The organism is Actinoplanes sp. TBRC 11911 (genome assembly GCF_012933445.1).
Lineage (GTDB): Bacteria > Actinomycetota > Actinomycetes > Mycobacteriales > Micromonosporaceae > Actinoplanes.
This window is the reverse complement of record NZ_JABBNC010000006.1, coordinates 1-25,914: the sequence shown is the minus strand read 5'-3', so window position 1 is coordinate 25,914 and position 25,914 is coordinate 1. Positions and strand designations below refer to the sequence as shown.

The 25,914-nt window shown below is 71.0% G+C and carries 21 protein-coding genes and 1 pseudogene; 15 read left to right on the top strand and 7 right to left on the bottom strand.

What is annotated here, in order from left to right:
• Positions 1-75: 75 nt before the first annotated feature.
• Positions 76-612 carry a hypothetical protein gene (locus tag HH310_RS10980; RefSeq protein WP_248293912.1) on the top strand — a complete coding sequence of 179 codons (537 nt, stop codon included), beginning with the start codon at positions 76-78 and terminating at the stop codon, positions 610-612.
• Here HH310_RS10980 and HH310_RS10975 read toward each other — a convergent pair.
• Positions 584-1,093 carry a GNAT family N-acetyltransferase gene (locus tag HH310_RS10975; RefSeq protein WP_169175378.1) on the bottom strand — a complete coding sequence of 170 codons (510 nt, stop codon included), beginning with the start codon at positions 1,091-1,093 and terminating at the stop codon, positions 584-586. The two genes, HH310_RS10980 and HH310_RS10975, sit on opposite strands and share 29 nt — an antisense overlap.
• Positions 1,094-2,142: 1,049 nt before the next feature.
• Here HH310_RS10975 and HH310_RS10970 point away from each other — a divergent pair.
• The 5 genes from HH310_RS10970 to HH310_RS10950 all read left to right on the top strand — a co-directional run bounded on the left by HH310_RS10970 (position 2,143) and on the right by HH310_RS10950 (position 9,040).
• On the top strand, positions 2,143-3,513 hold the full coding sequence (locus tag HH310_RS10970) for an endo-1,4-beta-xylanase (RefSeq protein WP_169175377.1): 1,371 nt from the start codon (positions 2,143-2,145) through the stop codon (positions 3,511-3,513).
• Between the two features lie 160 nt (positions 3,514-3,673).
• Complete coding sequence (locus HH310_RS10965; protein WP_169175376.1) at positions 3,674-4,930, top strand: PHB depolymerase family esterase; 1,257 nt, start codon at positions 3,674-3,676, stop codon at positions 4,928-4,930.
• A gap of 138 nt (positions 4,931-5,068) precedes the next feature.
• Entirely contained in the window at positions 5,069-5,554 is a 486-nt protein-coding gene (locus HH310_RS10960) for a hypothetical protein (RefSeq protein ID WP_169175375.1), read from the top strand.
• A gap of 81 nt (positions 5,555-5,635) precedes the next feature.
• A complete protein-coding gene (locus tag HH310_RS10955) occupies positions 5,636-8,149 on the top strand; it encodes a galactose oxidase-like domain-containing protein (protein WP_169175374.1) in 2,514 nt (837 codons plus the stop codon).
• Between the two features lie 75 nt (positions 8,150-8,224).
• Positions 8,225-9,040, top strand: coding sequence for a helix-turn-helix transcriptional regulator (locus tag HH310_RS10950; RefSeq protein ID WP_169175373.1), 816 nt, complete (start codon positions 8,225-8,227; stop codon positions 9,038-9,040).
• On the opposite strand, the gene HH310_RS10945 is transcribed toward HH310_RS10950, so the two are convergent.
• The 3 genes from HH310_RS10945 to HH310_RS10935 all read right to left on the bottom strand — a co-directional run bounded on the left by HH310_RS10945 (position 9,030) and on the right by HH310_RS10935 (position 12,054).
• Positions 9,030-10,004, bottom strand: coding sequence for an NmrA family NAD(P)-binding protein (locus HH310_RS10945; protein WP_169175372.1), 975 nt, complete (start codon positions 10,002-10,004; stop codon positions 9,030-9,032). The genes HH310_RS10950 and HH310_RS10945 overlap by 11 nt on opposite strands.
• 99 nt (positions 10,005-10,103) lie before the next feature.
• A complete protein-coding gene (locus HH310_RS10940; RefSeq protein WP_169175371.1) occupies positions 10,104-11,261 on the bottom strand; it encodes a 4-hydroxybenzoate 3-monooxygenase in 1,158 nt (385 codons plus the stop codon).
• Positions 11,262-11,301: 40 nt separating this feature from the next.
• Complete coding sequence (locus tag HH310_RS10935) at positions 11,302-12,054, bottom strand: IclR family transcriptional regulator (RefSeq protein WP_169175370.1); 753 nt, start codon at positions 12,052-12,054, stop codon at positions 11,302-11,304.
• Positions 12,055-12,120: 66 nt separating this feature from the next.
• On the opposite strand from HH310_RS10935, the gene pcaH reads away from it, so the two are divergent.
• From pcaH to HH310_RS10905, 7 genes and pseudogenes are all read left to right on the top strand, one after another.
• Complete coding sequence (gene pcaH, locus HH310_RS10930) at positions 12,121-12,846, top strand: protocatechuate 3,4-dioxygenase subunit beta (RefSeq protein ID WP_312033961.1); 726 nt, start codon at positions 12,121-12,123, stop codon at positions 12,844-12,846.
• A gap of 39 nt (positions 12,847-12,885) precedes the next feature.
• Complete coding sequence (gene pcaG / locus HH310_RS10925) at positions 12,886-13,434, top strand: protocatechuate 3,4-dioxygenase subunit alpha (protein ID WP_169175368.1); 549 nt, start codon at positions 12,886-12,888, stop codon at positions 13,432-13,434.
• A 37-nt stretch (positions 13,435-13,471) separates the two neighbouring features.
• On the top strand, positions 13,472-14,680 hold the full coding sequence (locus HH310_RS10920) for a lyase family protein (protein WP_211192023.1): 1,209 nt from the start codon (positions 13,472-13,474) through the stop codon (positions 14,678-14,680).
• A 16-nt stretch (positions 14,681-14,696) separates the two neighbouring features.
• Positions 14,697-15,380 (top strand): annotated as a pseudogene (locus tag HH310_RS45770) (alpha/beta fold hydrolase); the annotation flags it as partial.
• Between the two features lie 12 nt (positions 15,381-15,392).
• Positions 15,393-15,800: a 4-carboxymuconolactone decarboxylase gene (pcaC, locus tag HH310_RS45765; protein ID WP_396027507.1), complete on the top strand. Its 408-nt coding sequence runs from the start codon at positions 15,393-15,395 to the stop codon at positions 15,798-15,800.
• Between the two features lie 11 nt (positions 15,801-15,811).
• Entirely contained in the window at positions 15,812-16,486 is a 675-nt protein-coding gene (locus HH310_RS10910; RefSeq protein ID WP_211192034.1) for a 3-oxoacid CoA-transferase subunit A, read from the top strand.
• Positions 16,483-17,115 carry a 3-oxoacid CoA-transferase subunit B gene (locus HH310_RS10905; RefSeq protein ID WP_169175366.1) on the top strand — a complete coding sequence of 211 codons (633 nt, stop codon included), beginning with the start codon at positions 16,483-16,485 and terminating at the stop codon, positions 17,113-17,115. Before HH310_RS10910 ends, HH310_RS10905 begins: the two co-directional genes overlap by 4 nt.
• Positions 17,116-17,151: 36 nt before the next feature.
• Here HH310_RS10905 and HH310_RS10900 read toward each other — a convergent pair whose 3' ends face one another.
• Positions 17,152-19,905 carry a DUF6493 family protein gene (locus HH310_RS10900; RefSeq protein WP_169175365.1) on the bottom strand — a complete coding sequence of 918 codons (2,754 nt, stop codon included), beginning with the start codon at positions 19,903-19,905 and terminating at the stop codon, positions 17,152-17,154.
• A gap of 68 nt (positions 19,906-19,973) precedes the next feature.
• The gene (locus HH310_RS10895) at positions 19,974-21,146 is read right to left on the bottom strand and encodes a hypothetical protein (protein WP_169175364.1); all 1,173 of its coding nucleotides are present in this window, start codon (positions 21,144-21,146) and stop codon (positions 19,974-19,976) included.
• Positions 21,147-21,277: 131 nt separating this feature from the next.
• Between HH310_RS10895 and HH310_RS10890 the strand changes: the two genes are divergently transcribed.
• Positions 21,278-22,765, top strand: coding sequence for an alpha-amylase (locus HH310_RS10890; RefSeq protein WP_169175363.1), 1,488 nt, complete (start codon positions 21,278-21,280; stop codon positions 22,763-22,765).
• 70 nt (positions 22,766-22,835) lie between these two features.
• Positions 22,836-23,309, top strand: coding sequence for a universal stress protein (locus tag HH310_RS10885; RefSeq protein WP_169175362.1), 474 nt, complete (start codon positions 22,836-22,838; stop codon positions 23,307-23,309).
• Here the strand turns inward: HH310_RS10885 and HH310_RS10880 are convergent.
• The gene (locus HH310_RS10880) at positions 23,299-24,939 is read right to left on the bottom strand and encodes an amidohydrolase (RefSeq protein WP_169175361.1); all 1,641 of its coding nucleotides are present in this window, start codon (positions 24,937-24,939) and stop codon (positions 23,299-23,301) included. The genes HH310_RS10885 and HH310_RS10880 overlap by 11 nt on opposite strands.
• Between the last annotated feature and the right edge of the window lie 975 nt (positions 24,940-25,914).

Sequence of the window (25,914 nt, the reverse complement as noted above, 5' to 3'; positions counted from 1 at the left end):
ACGCGGTCACCTAGGGGTTCGGCGGGGGAGTTCACCGGAGTCGGTGGGGTCCCCGGCGTCCCTAGGCTCCGGCGTATGAGATCACTGTCGTTGTCGGCGCCGCTGTTGCTGCTGTGCTACGGGGTTCTGCGCTTCGCCGGAGGGCTGGACGGGCACACCAAGGGCGGCTGGACGTGGACCGTCGGGCACCTCGCGTTCTTCGGTGCGATGGTGCTGTTCGCCGGGCTGGCGGTGGCGTTGTGGGAGCGGGCGCGGCCGCTGGCCGCGATCGGCGTGGCGGCCGCGACGTTCGGGGTCGGCTGCTTCCTGTGGGTGATCGCGGGGGACCTGAACGCGGGCTTCCACGACCGCCTCCCGCTGCCGTCGTCGCTGGAGACGGCCGGGCCGCTGTGCTTCGTGCTCGGGATGATCCTGCTGCTGAGCATCCGGGTCGCGGACGGGCGGCTGCCGTGGTGGAGCCCGGCGCTGTTCTTCGTCGGATTTCTGGCGATCAGCGTGAACCTGGACCTGCTGCCGCCGGCCGCGCTGGTCGTGCTGGCGGCGATGGTGCCGGTGGCCCGGGGACACGCCGCGCCGCCGGTGGTCAGTTCCGAGGTGCCGGCACGTCGATGACGTAGGTGAGCAGGCGGATCCCGGGGACCGGCTCCCAGTCCCGCTCCGGTTCGAGGTGGAAGCCCATCCGCTCGTAGAGGCGCTGGGCGGCCAGCATGTCCGGGCCGGTGTTCAGCACGACGCGTTGCAGGCCGAGCGCGGCGGCCCGGTCGAGGCACGCCTGCACGAGGGCCCGGCCGACGCCCCGGCCGCGGGCGGCCTCGTCGACGGCGAGCAGGCGGAACTCGCCTTCGCCGGGGCGCGCGGCGTGGCCGTCCTTGGCGCCGGCCAGCAGGAACGAGACCCCTCCGACGATCTTGCCGCCGTCGACCGCGACGAAGGTCGTCTCCGAGCCGGCCACGCGGTCGGTGACGTCATACATTTCCCGTACGGCGGCCGCGGTCTCCTCGATCGGCGGGTAGGCCACGCGGTAGACGTCGGCGGTGACCTGCCCCAGGGCTTGGTAGTCCGCGGACCACACCGGCCGTATTTCGAATGGCATTCTGAGCTTTTCCTTATATGTCGCGCGACTTCGTGGTATCGCGATGCTGACATCATTTACCGGAAGCGGCCAGCGGCCATTCGGTGACGAATACCATGGTGCCGCGTGCCGATAAGTTTTTTCGAGGCTTTCCATATGCGGGGCGTTCCGACTCGTCGGCACGTAAGCGCAGATCCGAGTGCCTGGACGCGAGTCGCGGGGCACGCCGCTGAACCCGCTGCGGGCCGGCGCCCACACATTTGCACATCCCGGGGCTGCGCCCTCAGCGGGAATCCCGACCCCCGAAATATGCGCCGACTTCGCCGGTCGCGGGCGTCCTTTCGCTACTTTTGACCCATTCGATCCGAGGGAGATGAGTGCGGCTCCGGCCGAATTTCGAACCTTGGAGAGTTACGCCCACATACGAGCCCTAACTCTCCAAGGTCTCGAAATCGAGCGGAATTCGGCGGTCGCAAAAGCCCTAGTTGCGGACAAAGCCACCGTCCTGTTCGGACTCCCGTCCATATTGCAGACATTTTCGTCCAGATAATGGGACGGCCGTTTTGGGCGCGTCGAGATCTTGACGGGTTGCGGGGCCGGAGGTCGGGGGCGAGGTCGGGGCGGGGTGAGGGTGCGGTGCTGTGGTGTGGGGCGGTGCGGTCGTGTGGGGCGGTGGTGTGGGGCGGTGGTGTGGGGCGGTGGTGTGGGGCGGTGGTGTGGGGCGGTGCTGTGGGGCGGTGCTGTGGTGTGGGGCGATGCTGCGGTGTGGCAGTGGGTCGGGGTAGGGAGCGGGCGCGGATCGTGGGCGCGGCCCGTGGGCAGTCGTGGTGAAACATTTCAGTGATCTTCGGGACTTGGTCCAAGCGGGAAACTCCGAAACTTACGGTCGGTGGATTGCCCGGTCTAGGGCGGATTTAATGGGATAACTGGGCCGGATGGGAGCGCGCCCATACCGCGTACGGGGACATTGGTTGTTGTGATTATCGGGGTGTGTCGTTAATGTTTCGATCGATCAGCATCACTTTCCATCGCCGCCCGTTCCCCCCACCGCAGCTGGAAAGGCCCAGGCCATGACAGATCCCCGAACCGGCCGGCGGCGTGTCCTCGCCGCCGGCACCGCCCTCGCTACCGGGCTGATCGCCCTCGGCGTCTCGCTCGTCGCCGCCCCGGCCGCGAACGCCGCCACCACGCTCGGCGCCTCCGCTCAGCAGAGCGGCCGCTACTTCGGCGTCGCCATCAGCGCCGGCAAGCTCGGCGACTCGGCGTACACGACCATCGCGAACCGTGAGTTCGACATGGTCACCCCCGAGAACGAGATGAAGATCGACGCCACCGAGCCGCAGCAGAACCAGTTCAGCTTCACCAACGCCGACCGCGTCTACAACTGGGCGACCACCAACGGCAAGCGGGTCCGCGGCCACACCCTCGCCTGGCACAACCAGCAGCCGGGCTGGATGCAGAGCATGAGCGGCACCGCCCTGCGCACCGCCATGATCAACCACATCAACGGGGTGCTGGCCCACTACAAGGGCAAGATCTACACCTGGGACGTGGTGAACGAGGCGTTCTCCGACAACGGCGACGGCTCCCGCCGCAACTCCAACCTGCAGAGCACCGGCAACGACTGGATCGAGGTCGCGTTCCGTACGGCCCGCGCCGCCGACCCGGCCGCCAAGCTCTGCTACAACGACTACAACATCGACAACCCGAGTTCCGCGAAGACGCAAGCGGTGCTGCGGATGGTGCAGGACTTCAAGTCGCGCGGCGTGCCTATCGACTGCGTCGGCCTGCAGGGCCACTTCAACAGCGGCAACCCGGTGCCGGGCAACTTTCAGACCACGATCAGCAACTTCGCCGCGGCCGGCGTCGACGTGCAGATCACCGAGCTGGACATCCAGGGCTCCGGCACCGACCAGGCCAGCAAGTACCGCACGGTGGTCAACGCCTGCCTCGCGGTCGCGCGCTGCAACGGCATCACGGTGTGGGGCGTCCGCGACAGCGACTCCTGGCGGTCCGGCGACACCCCGCTGCTGTTCGACGGCAGCGGCAACAAGAAGGCCGCCTATCAGTCCACCTTGGACGCGTTGAACGGCGCCGGCCCGACAAATCCGACGGATCCGACGACGCCTCCGTCGACCCCACCGCCGGGTAACGGAGCCTGCACCGCCACGATCTCGCTGAACCAGTGGAACGGCGGATTCGTCGCCACCGTACGGGTATCGGCCGGGTCCACCGCCCTCAACGGCTGGACCGCCGCCCTGACCCTGCCGTCCGGTGCCGCCGTCACCAACACCTGGAACGCCCAGGCCAGCGGCACCTCCGGCGCGGTCAGCTTCGGCAACGTCGCCTACAACGCCGCGGTCGCGGCCGGCTCCAGCACCGAGTTCGGCTTCCAGGGCACCGGCACCGGCCCGTCCACCGCCACCTGCACCCGACGGTGATCGTGCGGCCGCGGGGCTGCCCCTTCACCGACCGGTCCCGCGGCCGCCGGCGCCGGCCGTCACACCACCGCCCGCCGGCGCCGGCCATCACACCACCGGCTGCCTCCTCGACCTCCGCGCCGTCGCGCCCTCCTCCGCCCGTACGGGAAAAGGAATCTCCATGAGAAAGCTCCTCGCCGCACTGGTGGCGGCCGCCATCGCCGTCCTGGTCGTCGCCGCTCCCGCCGCGGCCGCGTCGCTGCGCGAGATCACCGGCTTCGGCACCAACCCCACCAACCTGCGCATGCACCTGTACGTGCCGGACCGCCTCGCGGCGAACCCGGCGCTGCTGGTGGCCGTCCACTACTGCACCGGATCGGGCCCCGCGTTCTACTCCGGCACCGAGTTCGCCAGCCTCGCCGACCAGTACGGCTTCATCGTCGTCTACCCGTCCGCGACCTGCTCCGGCAGCTGCTTCGACGTGTCCACCGCGGGCGCGCTGCGGCACGACAGCACCAGCGACCCGGCCGGCATCGTCGCCATGGTCCGCTACGTGCAGCAGCAGTACCGCACCGACCCGAACCGCACCTTCGTCACCGGCGCGTCGTCCGGCGGCATGATGACCAACGTCCTGCTCGGCGACTATCCGGACGTGTTCGCGGCCGGGGCGGCGTTCATGGGCGTCCCGTTCGCGTGCTTCGCCACCAGCGACCCGTCGATGTGGAACAACGCCTGCGCCAGCGGCCAGGTCACCAAGACTCCGCAGGCGTGGGGTGACCTGGTCCGCGGCGCCTACCCGGGATACACCGGCACGCGTCCGCGCGTGCAGCTGTTCCACGGCACCGCCGACACGACGCTGCAGTACCCGAACTTCGGTGAGGAGATCAAGCAGTGGACCAACGTGCTCGGCGTCAGCCAGACGCCGGTCACCACGGATTCACCGCAGTCCGGCTGGACCCGCACCCGCTACGGAACGTCCGGGCCGCAGGCGAAAGTCGAGGCGATCAGCGTCGCCGGGGTGGGGCACTCGCTGCCGTTGCCCGGCATGGCCCGGATGGCGATCGCGTTCTTCGGCCTGGACTCGACGGGAACACCGCCCACCACACCCCCGTCCCAGCCCGGCGCCTGCCGGGTGACCACGACCGTCAACTCCTGGAACACCGGGCTGACCGACCAGCTCACCATCGCCAACACCGGCACCGCCGCGATCAACGGCTGGAGCCTCGGCTTCACCCTGCCCGCCGGCCAGGCGATCACGTCCGGCTGGAACGCCACGTACGCCCCGGCGTCCGGCCAGATCACGGCACGGAACGCGAGTTACAACGGCGCGATCGCGCCCGGTTCCTCGGTGTCGATCGGCTTCCAGGCCACGCACACCGGCAACAGCGCGGCACCGAGCGGCTTCACGGTCAACGGCGCCGCGTGCACCACGGCCTGATCCGCGACCCGAGGCGGATCGGCCGGGCGCCGCCACGAGCCCGTCCCCCGTGGCGGCGCGCGCCGGGCCGGTCCCGCGGGACCGGCCCGGATTCGTACGGGCACCCGCCGTGCCGCCGGATTCGCTACAGTGCGCGCCGTGCTGATCGACAAGCCGATGCCACCGGCGGTCCGGGCCGGGTCGCTGCTGCTGGCCGGGTGCTCGCTGACCGCCCTGGGCATGAGCGTCTCGACGGTCGCCGCATGGCCGCGATTCGGGCCGGTGGCCGACTTCGTCCTCATCGGTGCCGTCGAATCGGTGCTCACCCTGGTGTTCGGCTGGCTCGCGTTCGCGGTCCGCGTCCCCCGGCGGCGATGGGCCCAGATCGCCACCTGGGTGGTGGCCTTCGCCGGCGGCGGGTTCCTTCTGTTCAACCTCGTCACCGGACTCTACGAGGAGCTCGCGCCCGGCTGGTACCCGGACCTCAACGCCATCCTCGGGCTCGTCGCGCTGGTGCTGATGATCGCCGGGGCGCTGTCGCTGGCCCGTTCCGACGTCCTCGACTACTACCGCGAGGCGAGCTGGCAGTTCGACGACCGCTGGACCTACTTCATCGCCGGCCAGAACAAGCGCGACGAGTCCTAGTCGGAAGGCGGACAGGAAACCGCCCCCGCACTCCGTAGCGTCGAGACGTTCGGCGCCGACCGACCGGAGGAGTGGGCGAGGATGGCGGATCTCGGCAACGCGTGGCACATCCCGGGCAACCCGGAACCCCGGGGCCGTGGCGGCATGCTCGACCCGGCCGGCGCGATCGTGCCGGGCGCCGACGTCACGGTGGTCACCGGCAACCAGTTCCAGGGCGGCGGCAATCCGGGCAACCAGTTGCAGGACGGCAGCCTGCTGTTCGTCCGGCGCCCGGGTGATCCGGCGTGGACACCGCGGCCGATGACCTTCCTGCGGACCGAGGGCAACAACAAGTATTACCGGGGCGGCATCCCCTCGGGCGCGTTCCGGCCCGGCGACGAGATCCGCTACTACCTGCGGGTCGCGTACGACGATCACGACACGACGTTCCTGGGTGCGACCGGCGCGACCGCGGTGGAGTCGGACGCGCAGGACGCGCCGTTCACGTTCCGGGTGGCCGACCCCGCCGCGAAGGGCCGCTGGGATCCGGTCTTCCCGCTGCCGGACGTCGCCATCCACACGAGCGTGCTGCCGGACGGCCGGGTGCTGATGTGGGGCCGCCGGCCCGCTCCCGGCGACTCGCTCGACGTGCACGAGTCCCGGCCGTTCGTCTGGAGTCCGGCGACCGGCGCGACCGTCGCCACGCCGCAGCCCACCGACCGCGACGGCACCAAGGTCAACCTGTTCTGCTCGGGTCACGCGTTCCTGCCCGACGGCCGGCTGCTGGTGGTCGGCGGGCACCTCAAGGACGGCGACGGGCTCGCTCAGGCCGCGCTCTACGACTGGCGCGACAACACCTGGACCGCTTCCGCGCCCATGCAAACCCCCGACGGCCGTCCCGTACGGCGTTGGTATCCGACCGCTGTCACGCTGCCCGACGGGACCGTGCTCGTCATGTCCGGAAGCTTCATCGATCCGGCCCGTCCGCCCGGCCTGCAGACCGTGGTCGCCGACGTGCTGCAGATCTGGAACAACGGCACCTGGACCACGATCGACCGGGGCGACGGGCAGCCGCTCAACTTCATCGGGCTGCCGCTGTATCCGCGCCTGCACGTGGCCTCCACCGGGGACGTCTTCATGTCCGGCACCAACGCGCGGACGCTGCTGCTCAAGACGTCCCGGCCGGGCGGCTGGACCGAGGTCGGCAACCGCGCCCTGGGCCTGCGCGACTACTGCCCGGCGGTGCTGTACGACGTGGACCGGGTGCTCTACATCGGCGGCGGCAACGACGTCGGCACGCGTCAGCCGACCGACCGGGCCGAGACCATCAACCTCGCCGGCAACCCGCGCCGGTGGGAGCCCGCGAACGCGATGCACAGCCCGAGACGGCAGCACAACGCCGTCGTGCTGCCGGATGGCACCGTGCTGGTCGTCGGCGGGACCCGCGGCGGTGCCGGGCCCAACAACGGGTTCAACGACCTCGGCCCCGGCCGGCCGGTGCACACCGCCGAGCTGTGGGACCCGGCGAGCCGGCAGTGGACCGAGTTGTCGGCCGAGACCAACGACCGGTGCTACCACTCGACCGCGGTGCTGCTGCCGGACGGCCGGGTGCTCAGCGCCGGCGGCGGCGAGTACCGGCCGGACGACAACGCGAACGACCCGCAGGACTCGCACCGCGACGCGCAGATCTTCTCACCGCCGTACCTTTTCCGCGGGCCGCGGCCGCGGATCACCTCGGCCCCGGACGCGGTCGACGTCGGTGCGGAGTTCGAGGTCGGCGCGGATCGCCCGGACGCGATCCGCGCGGTCACCTGGATCCGGCTGCCGTCGGTGACGCACTCGTTCGACGAGAACCAGCGGATCAACCGCCTCGCCTTCCGGGTGGCCGGGTCACGCCTGATCGTCACCGCACCGGCGACGACCCGGCTCTGCCCGCCGGGGCATTACATGCTTTTCCTGCTCACCGCCGGCGGGGTGCCCTCGGTGGCGCGGGTGGTCCGGCTGCGGGGCACGGGCGTACCGGTGCGAAGTGTTTCGGTCGGTGCCACGTCGTTCCGGCCGATCGAGGCCCGCGAACAAGAGGTCGAACGCAGCGCGCACGGCACCGAGGTGGTCGTCGGGATCACCGGCACCTGCCCGTACGGGATCGGGTCGTGCTGGGGTGGGGCTTACGAGGCGCTCGGGCGGCTCGACGGGGTGGACCTGGTCAGCCCGGTGCCCGACGTCGCGGACTCGACCGCGAGGCTGTATCTCGCCGACGACCGGCTGCCCGACGTGCGGGCCTGGGCACGCGAGTTCCCCGGCATGGTGAACGGGACGTACGAGCTGCGCGGCGTCGAGGTGCGGCTGCGCGGGCGGATCGCCGAGATCGGCGGGCGACTCGTCCTGGCCGCGGACGGCACGCGGCCGGCGGTGACGATCGTGGCGCTGGACCCGGCGTCGAAGATCCAGTGGGACCATGACCGCCGGGCCCGCCGGCCGCTGGACGAGGCCGAAGCGGGCGCCTACCCGCGACTCGCGGCGGCGGTCGGCGCGGAGGCCGAGGTGACCGGGCCACTGACCCAGGACGACGGCGGCTACCGGCTGCACCTGCGCGGGCTGACGCTGGGCGTCTGATCACCGGCTGTGCCTCGGGTCTCAAAGCGGATCCGACCGGCCGCCCGCACGCGACCGCAGCGCCATGATGGGAACATGGGCGTCAACCGGATGACCGATTTAGGTGATTTTCTCCGCTCGCGGCGGGCCGCGTTGAACCCCGCGGACGCCGGCGTCCCCACGGTCGGCCGCACGCGCCGGGTGCCCGGTCTGCGACGCGCCGAGGTCGCCTTGCTGGCCGGCATGAGCGTGAATTACTACACCCGGATCGAACAGGGCGAGATCCACCAGATGTCCGACTCGGTGGTCGCCGCGATCGCCCGCGCCCTGCGCCTGGACGACACCGAACGGCACTACCTGAACCGGCTGGCCTGGCCGGCCCAGCGCGAGCGGGTCACCGCCGGCCCGGAGACGGTCCGTGACTCGCTCGTCACCCTGATCGAGGCGCGCACCGACGAGGTGGCCTTCGTCATCGGCCGGCGCCTGGACATCCTGGCGGGCAACGCGCTCGCCTACGCGTTGATCGGAGCGCCCCGGGTCAATGTGGCCCGCAAGACGTTCCTCGACCCGGCCGCGCGCGACTTCTGGGTCGACTGGGAAGGCCACGCCCGCGAGATCACCGCCCACCTGCGAACGGCCGCCAGCGACAGCCCCGGCGACCCGCGGTTCGGCGAGCTGATCCACGAGCTGAGCGCCAAGAGCCCCGATTTCGTACGCCTGTGGGCCGAGCACCCGGTGGCGGACTGCGCGCACAATATCCGTGAGTACAACCACCCCGCCGTCGGCCGCCTGACCCTGCACGACGAGAGCCTGCGCATCCCGGACGCGCCCGGCCAGCGGCTCAACTTCATGACCGCCGCGCCGGGTTCCGCCTCCGCCGAGGGCCTGCGCCGCCTGGCTGCTATGGCATGAGCTCGTCGCGGTGCTCGGTCATCCAGTCCTCGAGCGACTGCAACCGCGGGTTCAGCGTCGCCCGCAGCGCGGCCGGGTCCCGCTTGGCGATCAGCAGGTCCGACGCCTCGTTGTAGAACTGGTACATGTTGGCGGTCTCGCCGGAGAACGGCAGCCCGGTGGCGCGTAGCTCCTGCGGCGTGACCGGGCGGTAGAGGACCTTCTCGCCGAGCACCCGGGTGAGCGTCTCCGCGACGTCGTCGCCGGTGTTGACGTCGCCCGCGATGCTCACGGTGCGTCCGACCAGCCCCGCACCGGTCCGGAAGATGCCGTACGCGGTCCGCCCGATGTCCTCGGCCGCCACCATCGAGAGGGTTCCGTCGCCGAGCGGCAGGCTCACCACCAGCTGCCCGTCCGGCTCGCGGCGGGGCTTGCGCGTGGTGAGGAACGCCTCGTAGAACAGCGTGGTCTCGAGGATCGTGGTCGGCACGCCCCGGCTCAGGAACTCGGCGTTCCCGGCACCCTTGGCGTCGAAGTGCGGGACCGTGTAGTCGTCCTCGATGACCGGTGCGTCGCTGCCCAGGTGGGCGAAATGCGGCCGGGTGTCCTCCAGCGTCGACCACACCACGTGCCGCAGGTGCGCCGCCTTCGCGGCCGTCGCGGCGTTCGCGGCCTGGTCCAGCTCGCGGCGCGCCCGGCTGCGGTTCGCCGCGTCCTCGGGAGCCTGCGGGTCGTAGTGGTTCGTGTAGACGAACGCCCCGTACGCCCCGTCGAACGCCGCCCGCAGGCTGGCCTCGTCGTCGAGATCCCCCCGGACGATCTCGGCGCCGCGCTTCCGCAGCTCCTGCGCGTTCGCGGAGTCGGGATGGCGGGTGAGGACCCGCGCCGCGAACGGCCCGTCCGGGTCGTCGAGGATGGCTCGCACCAGCCCGCCGCCTTGATGCCCGGTTCCGCCCACTATCGCGATGATCTTCTTGTCGGTCACGTTCGGCCCTTTCGTCGTTCGGACCTCGAATGTGCCGTCAAGCAAGCGGGTCTGCGTACCCATGACGTGGGTTGGCTGCGGCGCCGCCTAGGTCATCTCCTAGAAACCGATGGCGAGCCCCGCGTAGTTCTCCGCCAGCCCGGTCGCGCCGGCCTCGCTCGACGTTACCCAGCGCAGCTGCGAGAGCTGCAACTGGGCGTCGAACTCGTCGCCGCTCGCGTGCAGCATCGTCGTCATCCACCAGGAGAAGTGGGTGCATCGCCAGACCCGGCGCAGCGCGTCGTCCGAATAGGAGCCGGCCAGTTCCGGCTTTCCCTCCTTGAGCAGCGCGACCAACGCGCGGCTGAGCAACGTCACGTCGGCGATCGCCAGGTTCAGGCCCTTCGCGCCGGTCGGCGGCACGATGTGCGCGGCGTCGCCGGCCAGGAACAGCCGGCCGTGCCGCATCGGGGTCTGCACGTAGCTGCGCATCGGCAGCACGCTCTTGTCGGTGACCGGGCCCGGGGTCAGTTTCCAGCCGTCCTGGCCGTGCCCGAGCCGCAGCGCGAGCTCCTCCCAGACCCGGTCGTCCGGCCAGTCGGCGGGGTCGGTGCCGTTCGGGACCTGCAGGTACAGCCGGCTCACCGTGGGCGAGCGCATCGAGTGCAGCGCGAACCCGTGCGGATGCCACGAGTAGATCAGCTCGTCGGTGGAGGGCGCCACGTCGGCGAGGATCCCCAGCCACGAGTACGGGTAGACGCGCTCGTACGACTCCGACGGCGCGGCGTGCCGGCTCGGCCCGAACGATCCGTCACATCCGGCGATCACGTCCGCGTCGATGCGTTGCGGCCTGCCCTCACGGTCGGTGAACGTCACGAAGGGCCGCTCGGTGCCGACGTCGTGCAATTCGGTGTCGCCGACCTCGTACACGACCGACGCCGTACCCGCCGCGACCAGATCCTTCTGCACCTCGGTCTGGCCGTACACCCAGACGCTGCGGCCGGCCAGATCGACGAAGTCGAGATGGTGCCGCTCGCCCGGCCAGTTCAGGTAGATGCCGCGATGCTCGTGCCCCTCGGCGTGCAGCCGCTCGCCCAGGCCGACCGAGGTGAGCAGGTCCACGCTGGAGCTCTCCAGGATGCCGGCGCGGATGCGTGACGCCACGTACTCCGGCGAGCGGGTCTCCACCACGATCGCGTCCACGCCGCCGCGGGCGAGCAGGTGGGCGAGCAGCAGACCGGCCGGGCCCGCGCCGATGATGGCGACCTGGGTGCGCATGCGCTCAGCCTTTCCTTCCCGGACCCGGTCCGGCAAGGCGCTATTTCCACTGGGTGGAAGGCATCGAGGACAGCGTACGGGTGATGCCGTGCGCCGCGACCTGCAACGCGGACACCAGCCGGGCCCGCTCGCGGCGCAGGTCCGGCACCACGATCCCGAGCGCCGCCGCCACGTCGCCGTCGGCGCCGCGCACCGGCACCGCCACCGAGCAGGCGCCGAGGCTCATCTCCTCGCCGGTGGTCGCGAATCCCTCGCCGCGGACCCGGCGCAATTGCTCCAGCAGCCGCGCCGGCTGGGTGATCGTGTACGCCGTGACCCGGGTCAGCTTGCCCAGCACCTCGGCGCGCACGTCGTCGGGCGCGTACGCCAGCAGCACCTTGCCGACCCCGGTGGCGTGCATCGGCAGCCGCGACCCGACACGGCTCACCACCGGCACCGACACGTGCCCCGAGAGCCGGTCGAGGTAGAGCACCTTGGTCCCGTCGCGTACCGCCAGATGCACCGTGGCCAGCGTCGTGCCGTACAGGTCGTGCAGGAAGGGCGACGCCGCCTGGCGCAGTCCGGCCTGCACCGGCGCGAGCATCCCCAGATCCCAGAGCCGGCGGCCGACCACGTACTCGCCGCCCGGCTGCCGGTCCAGCGCACCCCACGCCGCCAGCTCGCCGGCCAGCCGGTGCGCGGTGGCCAGCGGCAGCCCGGCCCGCCGGCCCATGTCGCTGAGCGTGAGGCTGCGATGGTCCGCGTCGAACGCGCCGAGCAGGGCCAGGGCCCGCGAGGTGACGCTGGCGCTCATGATGGCCTTCCGTTCAGTGGAAGCTCAGTATCGCCTGCCGGGCCGATGCCGCCTAGCGTCACGAGCGTGACGACCCAGGCCGACATCGATCGCGAGATCGGGGCGCTGCGCGCAACGGGTGGCCCGCAGCCGCGCCTCGACTACCCGCCCTACCGCAGCAGCACGCTGCGGCACCCCACCCAGAGCCCGGTCCTGGCCGATCCCGAGGGTGCCGAGCTGTGGGCACCCTGCTTCGGCCGCCAAGACGTCGCCGACGACGAGGCCGACCTCACCATCCAGCACGCCGGCGAGCCGCAGGGCTCACGCATCGTGGTGGCGGGTCGCGTCACCGACGGCGACGGCCGCCCGGTCCGTAACCAGCTGGTGGAGATCTGGCAGGCGAACGCGGCGGGCCGCTACTGGCATCAGCGCGACCAGCACCCGGCGCCGCTCGACCCGAACTTCACCGGCGCCGGCCGCTGTCTGACCGACGACGACGGCGGCTACCGGTTCACGACCATCCAGCCGGGACCGTACCCGTGGCGCAACCACCTCAACGCCTGGCGTCCCGCGCACATCCACTTCTCGCTGTTCGGCACCGACTTCACCCAGCGGCTGATCACCCAGATGTACTTCCCGGGCGACCCGCTGTTCGACCTCGACCCGATCCTGCAGTCGGTCACCGACCCGAAGGCCCGCGAGCTGCTGATCGCCGGCTACGACCACTCGCTGACCGCACCCGAGTTCAGCCTCGGCTACCGCTGGGACATCGTCCTCACCGGCACCCACCGCACCCCGGTCGAGGCATCATGATCCATCGCAAAGCTTCATGATCGAGGAGGATTCGCACTCATGACCGCGCCGGGCCAGACCGTCGGGCCGTTCTTCCACCTGGGTCTCCCGTACGCCGGCGGGCCCGACCTGGTCCCGCCGGGCCACCCGGACGCGATCCGTCTGCACGGGCGCGTCCTGGACGGCGACGGCATCGGCGTACCCGACGCCCTGCTCGAACTGTGGCAGGCCGGCCCCGACGGCAACGTGCCGCAGTCGGCCGGCTCGATCCACCGCGACGGCTGGACGTTCACCGGCTTCGGCCGCGCCGCCACCGACGCCGACGGCCACTACACGTTCACCACCGTCGAGCCCGCCGCGACCGACCCCGGCAGACCCGCGTTCTTCGCCGTCACCGTCTTCGCGCGCGGCCTGCTCGACCGCCTGTTCACCCGCGCCTATCCGCCGGCCGCCGAGGTGCTCGAGGACGACCCGTTTCTGAGCGCCCTCCCGGCCGGCCGCCGCGCTACGCTGATCACCACCCGGGAGGACCGCGGCCTGCGCTTCGACATCCGCCTCCAGGGCGACGGCGAGACGGTCTTCCTGACCTATCCGAGGCAGGCGACGTGACCGATCGCACCGCGGCGAGGCGGAGGGCCGGGAGGGCATGCCCCAGCAAGCTCTGAGCGACCTGCTCTGGCCCGGTGACGCGCGCGCCGGCGATCTGTTCGGCGACGCCGCGGTGGTCGCCGCCATGGTCCGGGTCGAGCAGGCGTGGCTGCACACCCTTTCCGGTACGCCCGTGGATCTCAGCGGACTGGTGGAGCCCGACGATCTGCCCGCTCTGGCCGAGGAGTCCGAGGCGTCCGGAAACCCGGTCGTCCCGCTGCTGGCTTTGCTGCGCTCCCGCCTGGGCGACGCGGGGCTGCTGCACGCGGGTCTGACCAGCCAGGATGTGCTCGACACCGCGTTGGTGCTCTGCCTGCGGGAGACCACGGGCCGCCTGCTCGACGAGGTGGCGGCCCAGATCGAGGCGTTGTGCGAGCTGGCGGACCGGCACCGGGACACGCCGATGGCGGGGCGCACGCTCACCCAGCACGCCGTGCCGATCACGTTCGGCCTGAAGGTGGCCGGGTGGCTGACCGGGGTGCTCGACGCCCGCGATGTCCTGGCCGCCGCCGCCGACCTGCCGATCCAGATCGGCGGCGCGGCCGGCAGCCTGGCCGCACCGACGGCGCTGGCCGGCGCGCCCGGGCGGGCACGGGACTGGGTCGCCCGTACGGCCGCGGAACTTGGACTTGCCGTGCGGGAGCCGTGGCATACCGCGCGCGCCCCGTTCACCCGCTTTGCCGACGCCCTCGTGACTTGTAGCGACGCGTGGGGAAAGATCGCCAACGATGTCCTCGTCGGCAGCCGCCCCGAGGTGGGCGAGATCGCCGAGGGCACGGCCGAGGGGAGAGGAGGTTCGTCCACGATGCCGAACAAGCGCAACCCGGTCCTGGCCGTCCTCGTCCGCCGGGCAGCCCTGGCCGCGCCACCACTGGCCGCGACGATGCACGTGGCCGCCGCGAACGCGGTCGACGAACGCCCCGACGGCTCGTGGCACGTCGAGTGGGCGACGCTGCGAACGCTCTCCCGGCGCACGGTCGTGGCCGGCTCGCAGACCGCAGAGCTGCTGTCCGGCCTGACCGTGAACGCGGCCCGGATGGCGCGGACGCTGGACGCCGCCCGCCCCGGGATCGACGCCGAGCAGCGCAAGTTCGGCGCGGACGCCCCGTACCGCGGAGCCACCGACGACATCATCGACGCCGTGCTGGCCCGGGCGGCACGGGAAAGTTCCGGGAGGGGCCGTGCTGACCGCCGTACCGCTCGTTGACGCCCCGGACCAGCCGATGCTGTTACTCGGGCCCTCGATCGGCACCACCGTGGAAACGCTGTGGGCGGCCTGCGCCCGCCGTCTTCGCGGGCGCTATCACGTGGTCGGCTGGGATCTGCCCGGTCACGGCCGCAGCGACCCCGCGCCGGCGGCCTTCGGGGTGGCCGGCCTCGCGCGGGCGGTCCTGGATCTGGCCGACCGCATCCGGCCGGACAGCAAATTCTTCTACGCGGGGGACTCGCTCGGCGGCGCGGTCGGACTGGAACTGCTGCTCGACGCGCCCGAGCGGCTCGAGTCCGCGGTGCTGCTGTGCACGGGCGCGAAGATCGGTTCGTCCGAGGGCTGGCGGGAGCGCGCCGAGACGGTCCGCGCCGAGGGCATGCACACGATCATGGCCGGGGCGATCGGACGCTGGTTCGGGCCCGGTTTCGCGCAGCGCGAGCCCGCCGTCGCCGGCGCCCTGCTCGACGCGTTGCGGACCGCCGACCCGGAGAGCTACGCCCTGGCGTGCGACGCGCTGGCCGCCTACGACGTTCGTGGCCGGCTCGGCGAGATCACCCATCCGGTGCTGGTCGTGGCCGGCTCCGAGGACAAACCGACCCCACCCGCCGACGGAAAGCTGATCGCCGACGGGGTGCGCGACGGCCGTCTCGTGGTGCTCGACGACGTCGGTCACCTGGCCCCCGCGGAACGGCCCGAGATCGTGGCCGCGCTGCTCGACGAGCATTTCGGCGTTCCGCGGGCGCGTGCCGAGGCCGGCATGGCGGTCCGGCGCGAGGTGCTCGGCGACGACCATGTGGACCGTGCCATCGCCGCGACGACCCCGTTCACCCGCGACTTCCAGGAACTCATCACGGCGTACGCGTGGGGCGAGATCTGGACCCGCCCGGGCCTGGACCGCCGCAGCCGCTCGATGATTACGCTGACCGCGCTGGTGGCCCTGGGCCACCAGGAGGAACTCGCGATGCACGTGCGCGCCGCGCGCACCAACGGGCTCACCGACGACGAGATCAAGGAAGTGCTGTTGCAGACCGCCATCTACTGCGGCGTCCCCGCCGCGAACACCGCCTTCCGCATCGCGCAGCGCGTCCTGGCCACCCTCGACGAGGGCCAGCCGTGACCGCTACCGAGATGTCCGCCCTGGACGCGGTCGCGGCGGTCCAGGATGGTGACACCGTGCTGGTCGGCGGGTTCGGCATGGCCGGGATGCCGGTCGAGCTGATCGACGCGCTCATCGAGCACGGCGCCGGTGACCTCACCATCGTGAGCAACAACGCCGGGAACGGCGACACCGGGCTGGCCGCGCTGCTGGCGGCCGGACGCGTACGCAAGGTGATCTGCTCGTTCCCGCGTCAGTCCGACTCGTGGGTGTTCGACGGCCTGTACCGGGCCGGGAAGATCGAGCTCGAGGTCGTGCCGCAGGGCAACCTCGCGGAACGCCTGCGCGCGGCGGGCGCCGGGATCGGTGGCTTCTACACGCCGACCGGGGTGGGGACGCCGCTCGCCGAGGGCAAGGAGACGCGCGTCATCGACGGCCGCGAGTATGTGCTGGAGTCCCCGATCCCCGGGGACGTGGCGCTGATCCGGGCCTACGTGGCCGACCGGATGGGCAACCTCGTGTACCGCAAGACGGCCCGCAACTTCGGGCCGGTGATGGCGACCGCGGCGGCCGTGACCGTCGCTCAGGTGTCGCGGATCGTCGAGATCGGTGAACTGGACCCGGAGGTGATCGTGACACCCGCGATCTACGTGAACCGCCTCGTACTCCCCGGCTCCGCCGTTCGCCGCACGGAGGTGACGTCATGAGCCTGTCGCGGCAGGAGATGGCCCGGATCGTGGCCCGCGACATCCCCGACGGGTCGTACGTGAACCTCGGGATCGGCCAGCCCACCATGGTCGCCGACTACCTGCGTGCGGGCAGCGGCGTCATCCTGCACACCGAGAACGGCATGCTCGGAATGGGACCGCCCGCCACCAGCGACCGGATCGACCCCGACCTCACCAACGCCGGCAAGCAGCCGGTCACCGAGCTGCCCGGGGCGTCGTACTTCCACCACGCCGACTCGTTCGCCATGATGCGCGGCGGCCACCTGGACATCTGCATCATGGGTGCGTTCCAGGTCTCCGCGGCCGGTGACCTCGCGAACTGGTCGACGGGTGCCCCCGACGCCATCCCGGCCGTGGGCGGCGCGATGGACCTCGCCATCGGCGCGAAGCAGGTGTTCGTCATGATGACGTTGTTCGCCAAGGACGGAAAGCCGAAGCTGGTGCCGTCCTGCACGTACCCCCTGACCGGCAAGGCGTGCGTCAGCCGTGTCTACACGGACGTGGCCACGTTCGTGCTGGACGACGGCGGCGCCCGCGTGACGGAGACCTTCGGCATCTCGTTCGACGAGCTGGCCGCCCGCCTCGACGTCCCCCTCATCCGGCGCTGACCTCCATCGCGGCGGGGCGTCGGGGCAAACCGGCGTTCACGCCAGCTCTCTCGGCCACTGGCGGGCGATTCTCGCCCGCAGCGCCTGAGCGGCCGCGGCCGCGGGCCAATCCTCGCCCGGCGGGTGCGCCAGCAACCTCCGGATCAGCGTGGCTGTCTTCGTCCGTCCCGCCTGGCGTCCGGCCAGCAGGGCGCGGGCCCGCCCGCCGGCGATGCCGGTCCGGTCCGCTGCGCACAGTTGGTCGAGCAGGTCCAGCAGTGTGCACAATGGCCTCGACGGCAGGGTCAGCCACGACCCGGCGCTCGCCACCAGGGCGCGCCGCACGACCGCGCGATGTAGCGGGGACGACCCGGCGACCAGCGTGAGCGGCTCGACGAACCGGCTGCTCCACTCGGAAAGCAGCGCGGCGCCCAGGCCGGCGCTCGTGAGGCGGCCGTCGCCGATCGACGCGGTCAGCACGTCGGTCGCGCGGGCCCGGACGCGGGCCGAACCGTCGGCGAGGTGGCGGATCACCGCGCGCAGCGCCGCAGCGGTCAGCGGCTCCCGCGGGTCGAGCAGCCAGGACAGCACCCGCCGCGAGTGCGCCGCCGACTCCCACACCCAGCGCGTGTCGCCCGGCCACTGCGAAGCGGCCCAACCGGTGGAGTAGCGGGCGGTCGATGTGTGGCTCTGCCAGCGCGACCACTCCTGATACTCGGGCAGGTGGGTGAAGTCGGCGAAGATCCCACCGTCCGCGGTCGGCACCCACCTGGCCTTACCGTGCACCTCGCGCGGATAGGAGACCTCCTCGGGCGGGGCCGGCACCGGATCCCCGAACCGGTAGGGCGGCCCCTCGTACGGCCCGCCGCGCACCCACTGCACGGCCCGGCGCACCACGTACGGAAGATCCGCCGGAGGCTTCTCCGGTGAGCCGCACGCCGCCCGGATCACCGCGGCGAGCCGGCCGGATGCTCCGGCCAGCCGTTCCCTGGCCGCGGCGCGGTCCCACGGAGTGAGCCGGCCGATCGCGATCGCCACGTCGAGCGGACGGTCCAAGGCCTCGTCGCCGACCGCGAGCACCCGGTCGGCGAGGACGACGGGATCGATCCAGCCCTCCGCATCGGTGGGCAGCGCGAGCAGCCGGGCGGAGGTGCCCCGCTTGCGGGCCGACGCGACCTCGCTGATCCGGCCCATCAGCCAGTCCCGCGGCTCGTCGAGAAGCTGGTCCGACGCGAGCGTGCGGGGCGGGTCGGTCCAGGAGGCCACGAGGAACGCGAAGTCGCCGGTGATGCTCTCGCCCCACCGGGGTGGATCGTCGGCGTCGAAGAACGCGTTCGCCCGGGCGATGACCGGACCCACGCGGTGGCCGAAGTCGGCGGGACGGGGACCGCCGAGCGCGGCCAGTCCGTCCAGCGCCCGCTCCATCGTCATGCTGGTGCGGCCGGTGCGGTCGAGGACCCGCAGTAGCTCCTCGACCAGCGAATCCAGGGTCGTGATCGCGGTGACCGGACCCGACCCGCCGGGGTGCGGGCCGACGACCACCGGCGGTGGCTCCTCTCCCGCGCGCGCGGCGGCGAGCACGTCGGCGGGTAATCGCGGGTCGGTCAGCAGCCCCGCCAGTCCCGGGTCGTGCGACGGCATCGACACGCCCAGCTCGGCCGCCACCGTGGGCGCGAGATCCGGCAGCGCATCGGTCAGGACCGCCATCACCTCGGCGTCCGAGGCGTACTCGAGAAGGGTCTTGACCACCGCCATCTGGACATCGGCGCTGGTGTGACCGAGCGCGGGGGTCAAATGGCCGGCGGCGGCGTCGGCAAGAGCAGGCTGCCGGTGCAGAGCGGCCGCGATCAGCTGGACGGCGGCGACGGCGGTGCGCGCGGACGACGCTGTCGTCGCCGGTGCCAGGTGCTCCACCACGTCGGACGGGTCGAGGTGGCCGGCCTTGTCGAGCTTGGCGAGCTTGAGTACGGCGTACCAGACGACCGACGGGAGAGGGTGCCCGGCCATGCGCAGCAACAGCAGGCGCCGCTCGGCGAGCTCGTCGAGATCCGGATTCAAGCTTTCGAGAAATTTCTGGTACGCCGGTGCGTCCCGGCCCGCCGCGTCGCCGGCGAGCGCGTCGAGCACCCCGGTGAGCACGCGGCCTCGGAGCGGCTCGTCCGGCGTCAGGAGCGGGGACCACACGCGTACCGGAAGGGCTGGTCTGAAGGGTGTGTCATGGCGACGGTCGTCGTGGCGGACCAGGTCGGCCAGCCCGTGGCGGTCCAGAAACGCCGGCAGCTCGACGGCGAGCAGAGCCGGGTCGCGTTTCACCATCGCGGCCACCGGTTCCTGCTGTGATTTTCCCGCGTATTCGGCCAGGCCGGCCAGGTATGCCGGATTGTCCGGCCGCGGGATCAGGCCGTCGACGACCAAGCGCCAGACCGCGTCCCAGAGCCCATGACCGAATGTCAGATATTCGTCGGCGAGCTCGGACAGCCACTCCGGGCGGCGATCGGCGAGGACCCGATGGCCGGCCGGCGAGGAGAACGCGTCCTGCAGGCGCATGCGCTGCGGCCCGTCATGGATGTCCACGCCGCGCGGCCACGTCTTCGGCGTGCCCACACCGACCCAGGCGAGAAACGCCGCGTCGACCCGCCGGTGATCCTCGTAGGTGGCGTTCACCCCCGCGTCGCGTTCCCGCGCGTAGAGCTTTTCGGCCAGCACCGCGACCCGGCGGTCGAGCGCGGACCGCTCCGGTTCGCTCAACGGGGCGAGCAGCTCGACGATGGCCTCGCTGTCCAGCCGGTCGATCGCGTCGAACAACTTCACGGCACGCCTCCTCATGGGATTGAGGGCGACACCGTAGCGGGACCCCCCGACAAAAATTCGCCGGGAGATCAACCTCGGCCGGGTCGGACCGGTGCGTCGGGAACTCGTACGCTGTTCAGCACGGTCTGGCCCTGCTGATCGACCAGGCGGGTGAACAGCTGCTGGGCGTACCCGAAGACCAGCGCCCACGCCAAGATCTGCGCGGAGGTGTCGAGCGCGCTGAGGCCGGGCACGAATTGGCCGCGCATGAGCAGCAGGCCGAGGAACGCGGTGAGCGCTCCGGTCGGGAGCTTGAGCGCGGCGAGCGCGACCGGGATGCCGTACCGCTCGGACGTGCCCTTGATCCGGCGGATGGCGGCGGCGGTCGCGATGGCCGCCGCGGTGAGGCCCACCAGCTCGACGATGAGCAGATCCTCCGGACGCGTCGTCTCGGCGACCACCGTGTCGATGTCGCGCACCGGCGCCCCGGACTGCGCCGTGCCACCGTCCTGCGACGGCGTGAACCGGTCGGACTGGGCGGTCGGGCAGACGACCACCGCCGTGCCGGACTCCTCCGGGGCGAAACACAACGGGATCAGGCTGCGCTGGAGCAGCCCGGTGAGCGCCACGCCCAGGGCGAGCACGGTCATGAGGACGGTCGTGACCACCACGACGTTGCGGAAGCTGCGCAACCGGATCAGCTCACGCAACGCCGCCGAACTGGCCGATCGTACGGTGGTGACGATCGCACCGCGGGCGCTGTCGATGGTCCGCAGGCGCCCGGCCGTCTCGTCCGGCCGCGCGCGACGGCCGACCAGGCGGGACGTCGTGCGCGGGACCGGGGGAGGGGTCTCGTCGACGCCGACCGTGCGCGCGATGCGCTCGAAGTTCTGCCGCCCCGGATCGGTCGCGGGCAGGTGGCACTGCACGTGCCGGAGCAGGCACGCCATCTGCCCGAGAACGTACTCGGGCGGCGCGATGTTCAGAATGTGCGCCTCGGCGGCGTCCAGATTGCTCGACGCCCGTTCCATCAGCGGGCCGGTGCGCAACCGCATCGGCTTCACCATCGCCGCGTCCCGCGCGGCCTCCAGATGGCAGGCGATCGCCTCACCCAGAGCCTCATTCTGCTCGGCGGGGTGTCTGGCGCGGACCCACGCGGCCAGGGCCTCGAGCTCCTTCGCGCGGGTCAGGGTGCCCTCGCGCCACGCCACCCAGACCGGGCCGCCGACGGGCCGGATATCGATGGTCGGTGCGCTGCTCATCACCTCAACATCGACGCCTGCGATTCCCGGCGCAATCAGGTAGGCGACGCCCGGCAGCTTTCCCGGAGTGCTGGCGGTGACGGCCGTGCGTCCCGGAGTATGAGGGGGACCCCACCGCAGGGAGGATCGCGATGACCGGCTGGCCGGACGCTCCCGTCGTGTACGAGATCGACACTTGGCCGTGGCTTCATGACATCGGCGTACGCCTCGGCCGCCCGATCACGCTCGGTGAGGTGCCCGCCGAGGTGTGGGACGAGACGATTCCGCCCGGCACCGACGCGGTGTGGCTGATGGGGGTGTGGGAGCGCAGCCCGGCCGGGGTGGAGATCGCGCTCGCCAACGAGGAGCTGCAGCGATCGTTCCGCGACGCGCTGCCCGATCTGTCCGCGCCGGACATCGTCGGGTCGCCGTACTGCGTGCGCCGCTACGTGGTGGACGAGCGGCTCGGCGGGCCGTCCGGCCTGGCCACGGCGCGGGCCGCGCTGCGGGCACGCGGCGTGCGGCTGATCCTCGACTACGTGCCCAACCACGTGGCACCCGATCATCCGGCGGTCATCTCGCACCCGTCCTGGTTCATTCAAGGCTCCGCCGACGATCTCGTACGCGAACCGGCCGCCTGGTTCGCCGCCGGGGACCGGGTGATCGCGCACGGCCGCGACCCCTATTTCCCGCCGTGGCCCGATGTCGCCCAGCTGAACGCCTTCGACCCCGGATTGCGAGCGGCGGCCGTCGATGCGCTCGCCGATATCGCCGCGCAGGGCGACGGGATCCGCTGCGACATGGCGATGCTGTTCACGAACGAGGTTTTCGCCCGCACCTGGGGCGCGCACGCGGGGCCGGTTCCGCCGGTCGAGTTCTGGCCGGCGGTCATTTCCGCGTTGCGGGGTACGCATCCGGAGGTGGTGCTCATCGCCGAGGCGTACTGGGACATGGAATGGACGTTGCAGCAGCAAGGGTTCGATTTCTGTTACGACAAGAGGCTCTACGACCGGCTCGCGCACGAGAATGCCGAGGCGGTGCGCAAACATCTGTCCGCCGGACGGTCCTACCAAGATCGGCTGCTCCGATTCATCGAGAATCACGACGAACCCCGCGCCGCCACGGCGTTTCCCGGCGGACGCGATCGGGCGGCGGCGGTCGCGGTGGCCACGCTGCCCGGCGCGACGATGTGGCACGACGGGCAGTTCGAGGGATTCCGCCAGCACCTTCCGGTCTTTCTCGGGCGGCGGCCCGCGGAGGCCGTCTCCGACGATTTGGTCGCGTTCTACCGGCGGCTTCTCGCGGTGGTCGCGGGCATGCGCCGCGGTGAATGGACCCTCGTCGAAGCGCGCGGCTGGCCGGACAACGCCACCCACGACAATGTGCTCGCCTGGGCATGGCACGACGGCACCCCGCACCACGTGACCGTCGTCAATCTGTCCGCCCGGCCGGCGCAAGCCCGGATCGTGCTGCCCTGGCCCTCGCTCAGCGGGCCGAGCTGGCGCCTGATCGACCTGCTCAGCGGCCGTACCTTTGACCGATCCGGCGACGAGATGGCGGGCGCGGGCCTCTATGTGGATCTCCCCGCGTGGGGCAGCCATTTGTTCGCCGTCACACCCGCGTCAACAGAGCGTCAATAACGCAAGTTCACCCGTATCGGGGGTGTGAACACCACTGCCGGCCGGGCCGCCGCCGCGCCAACGTTGACGCGTGGACGATTCGAAAGTCATTGTCGGTGTTTCGCCGTCGCTGGCGGGACTGGAAGCCCTGCGTTTCGCGGTCGCTGAGGCCCGGCGCCGCGACGTGCCGCTGTGGGCCGTACGCGCGTGGATGCTCGACGCCGGACCGCGTGCACGCAATGTCTGGCAGTGGGAGGCGACGCTTTCCGCCGAAGGACGTGTTCTCATCGAGGAGACGTTCCGCCTGGCCGTCGGGCACCGGCCCGACGACCTGGACATCGCGGTGCGCTCGCCCGGTGGAAACGCGGCCGCGGTACTCAAAAGCTGCGCCTGTCCGAGCGACCTGATCGTGGTCGGTTCCTCGCGTTACAAATGGCTCCCCGGCGGCGTCGCGCGCGGCGTGGTCAAGGGCGCCGTCTGCCCGGTGGTCGTCGTTCCGCGCCCGGAAATGGCGAGCCTCGCCGGGACGTCCGGAACGCGGCTCGTGCGCGAGCTCATGCGTTAGGCGCGGAATAGACCCGTGCACCATCCACGAAGGTCATCGCGACCCGCGTGTCACCGATCCGTGAAGGCTCGTGATCGAACGGGTTACGGTCCAGCACCACCAGATCGGCGCGGAATCCCTCGCGCAGGGCACCCGTGTCATCGAGGCGATTCACAAAAGCCGACCCCTTTGTGTACGCGGACAGCGCCGTACGCAGGCTCAGTTTCTGCTCCGGCAGGAAGCTGTCGGCGTCATCGCCGTGATGGACCCGGTTGACCGCCACGTGAATGCCCTGCAACGGGTCGGGTGTGCTCACCGGCCAGTCGCTGCCGCCGGCCAGTCGCGCCCCCGCGCGCTCGAGATCGCCGAACGGGTATTGCCGGGCGGCCAGTTCCGGGTCGAGGAAAGGCAGCGTGAGGTCGTCCATCTGAGGCTCGTGCGCGGCCCAATAGGGCTGCATGTTGGCGGTCGCTTTCAGATGGTGGAAACGCGGGATGTCATCCGGATGGATCACCTGCAGATGAGCGAGATGGGGGCGGGTGTCGTCGATGCCGTTCATGGTGCGAGCGTTGTTCCGGGCGGTCTCGATCGCGTTGAGCGCGTCGCGGACGGCCCGGTCGCCTAAAGCGTGAAAATGCGACTGGAAGCCCCGCGCGTCCAGCTCCGTCACATACGTCTTGAGCGCCTCCGGGTCGATGAACTCGAGGCCGCTGTTCGCGGTGGTGCAACCGCACGCGTCGCGATAAGGCTCGGTCATGGCGGCGGTGAAATTCTCGGCGATGCCGTCGAGCATGAGCTTGACCGTGCTGCTGCGCAGCCGGCCCACCGTGTAGAACTCGCGTTTCGCCTCCAGCTCGGCGATCTGCTCGGCGCCTTTGTCGCGATCCCACCACAGGGCGCCGATGACGGTTGCGGTGAGCGTCTGGTCGCGGGCCGCTTGCAGGTACGCGTCGGCGATGTCGGGATATCCGTTGGTGGCGCACATCATGGCGTCCTGCCAGGCGGTGATCCCCAATCGGTGCAAGAGCTCCTGGGCCCGGTAGAGGCCGTCGAGCCGTTCCTGCGGAGTCGTCGACGGGACCGGGATCAGATCCATCGCGCCTTCCTGCAGAGCGCCGACCGGGTTTCCGTCGTGATCCCGGTCGATGCGGCCGCTGGCCGGGTCGGGGGTGGTGGCGGTGATGCCGGCGCGCGACAACGCTTCGGAGTTGACCCAGGCCGCGTGGTGATCGCGGTTCATCAGGAAGACGGGGCGGTCCCGTACGACGCGATCGAGGATGTCTTTGTGGGGGATGCCGCCCTCGAAGCTCTCCATGGACCAGCCGCCGCCGACGATCCACTCGGCGTCGGGGTTTTCCGTGGCGTACGAGTGAATGCGCTGCAGGTATTCGTCGAGGTCCGTGGTGCCGGCGAGGTTGCACAGGTTGAGCTCCAGGCCGCCCATGACGGCGTGGACGTGCGCGTCCTGGAAGCCGGGGAGCAGGAGGCGGCCGTGGAGGTCGATGACCTCGGTTCGTGGGCCGCGGAGGTCATAGAGGGTGTCGTCGTCGCCGGTCGCTAGGATTCGGCCGTCCTTGACTGCCAGGGCGGTGTGGCCGGTCTGGTCGCCGAAGAGGTTTCCGCCGGTGAAGAGCAGGTCGGCGTGGGGCATGGGGGCTCCTCGGGCGTGGGGTCGCGGGTCTGGAATCTCATCATCGGACTTTTCGGCGGGTCAAGGAGTGCGGGCATCGGTTCGCATCTTTGGGTGATGGCCTGAGCCCCTCTTCGGGCGGGCCGGACTCTTTCGGCGGGCCGCCTCGTCTGGCGGCCTCGCTCGTATGGTGGCTGGCGAGGAGCATCGGCCAGGCGACCGGTCAAGTGGGTGCCGCCTGCGACCGTGGTGCCGCCTGCGACCGTGGTGCCGCCTGCGACCGTGGTGCCGCCTGCGACCGCGCTGCCGCCTGCGACCGCGCTGCCGCCCGCGACCGCGCTGCCGCCCGCGACCGCGCGGTCACCAGCCCCCGCGCCGTGACCGCGCCGCACTCGCCACCGCGCCGTCACCCCCACCGCGCCACCCCGCCACCACCCCGCCACCACCCGAGGCGCTGATGTTCGTGGGCATGCGGTGCGTATGCCTGACGCACCGTGACCGACTCGGTGAGCTTTTGTGATCGCGTTTGCCTGCTGGTTGCCGGTCGGCGGCTCCGAAGTGGTGTTTCGCCGGGTCCTCTTCGGGCGGTGGGGTCGATTTGGCGGTCGGGCGAACGGGCTGTAATGTTGTTCGAGCCGCCAGGGAGACGGGCGAGCGAGGCGGGACTCGAGAGAGGCCCGGCGCGGCCGTCCTGGAGGAAACCACGAAGATCAGTACGGTGGAGCGCTTTGCCCGTTCCGGCGTGTGCAATTCGTGGTGCCTGTCGCACATTTTGTGACGGCGAATTCGGGCCTCAATCCGGATTTGACGATACGAAATGGCGAGGGGTAAAGTAAACGAGCACTCCGGGGCAAGCGACCGGGTGTGGTTGTTCTTTGAGAACTCAACAGGGTGCTTTGTAAAGCCAGTGCCAATTGTTTTTACCCCGGGCCGGTTTTGTTCCGGCTTGGATTCCTTTGGCAAATGTTTATTGTTTGCCGGGACGCTTTTCTAACA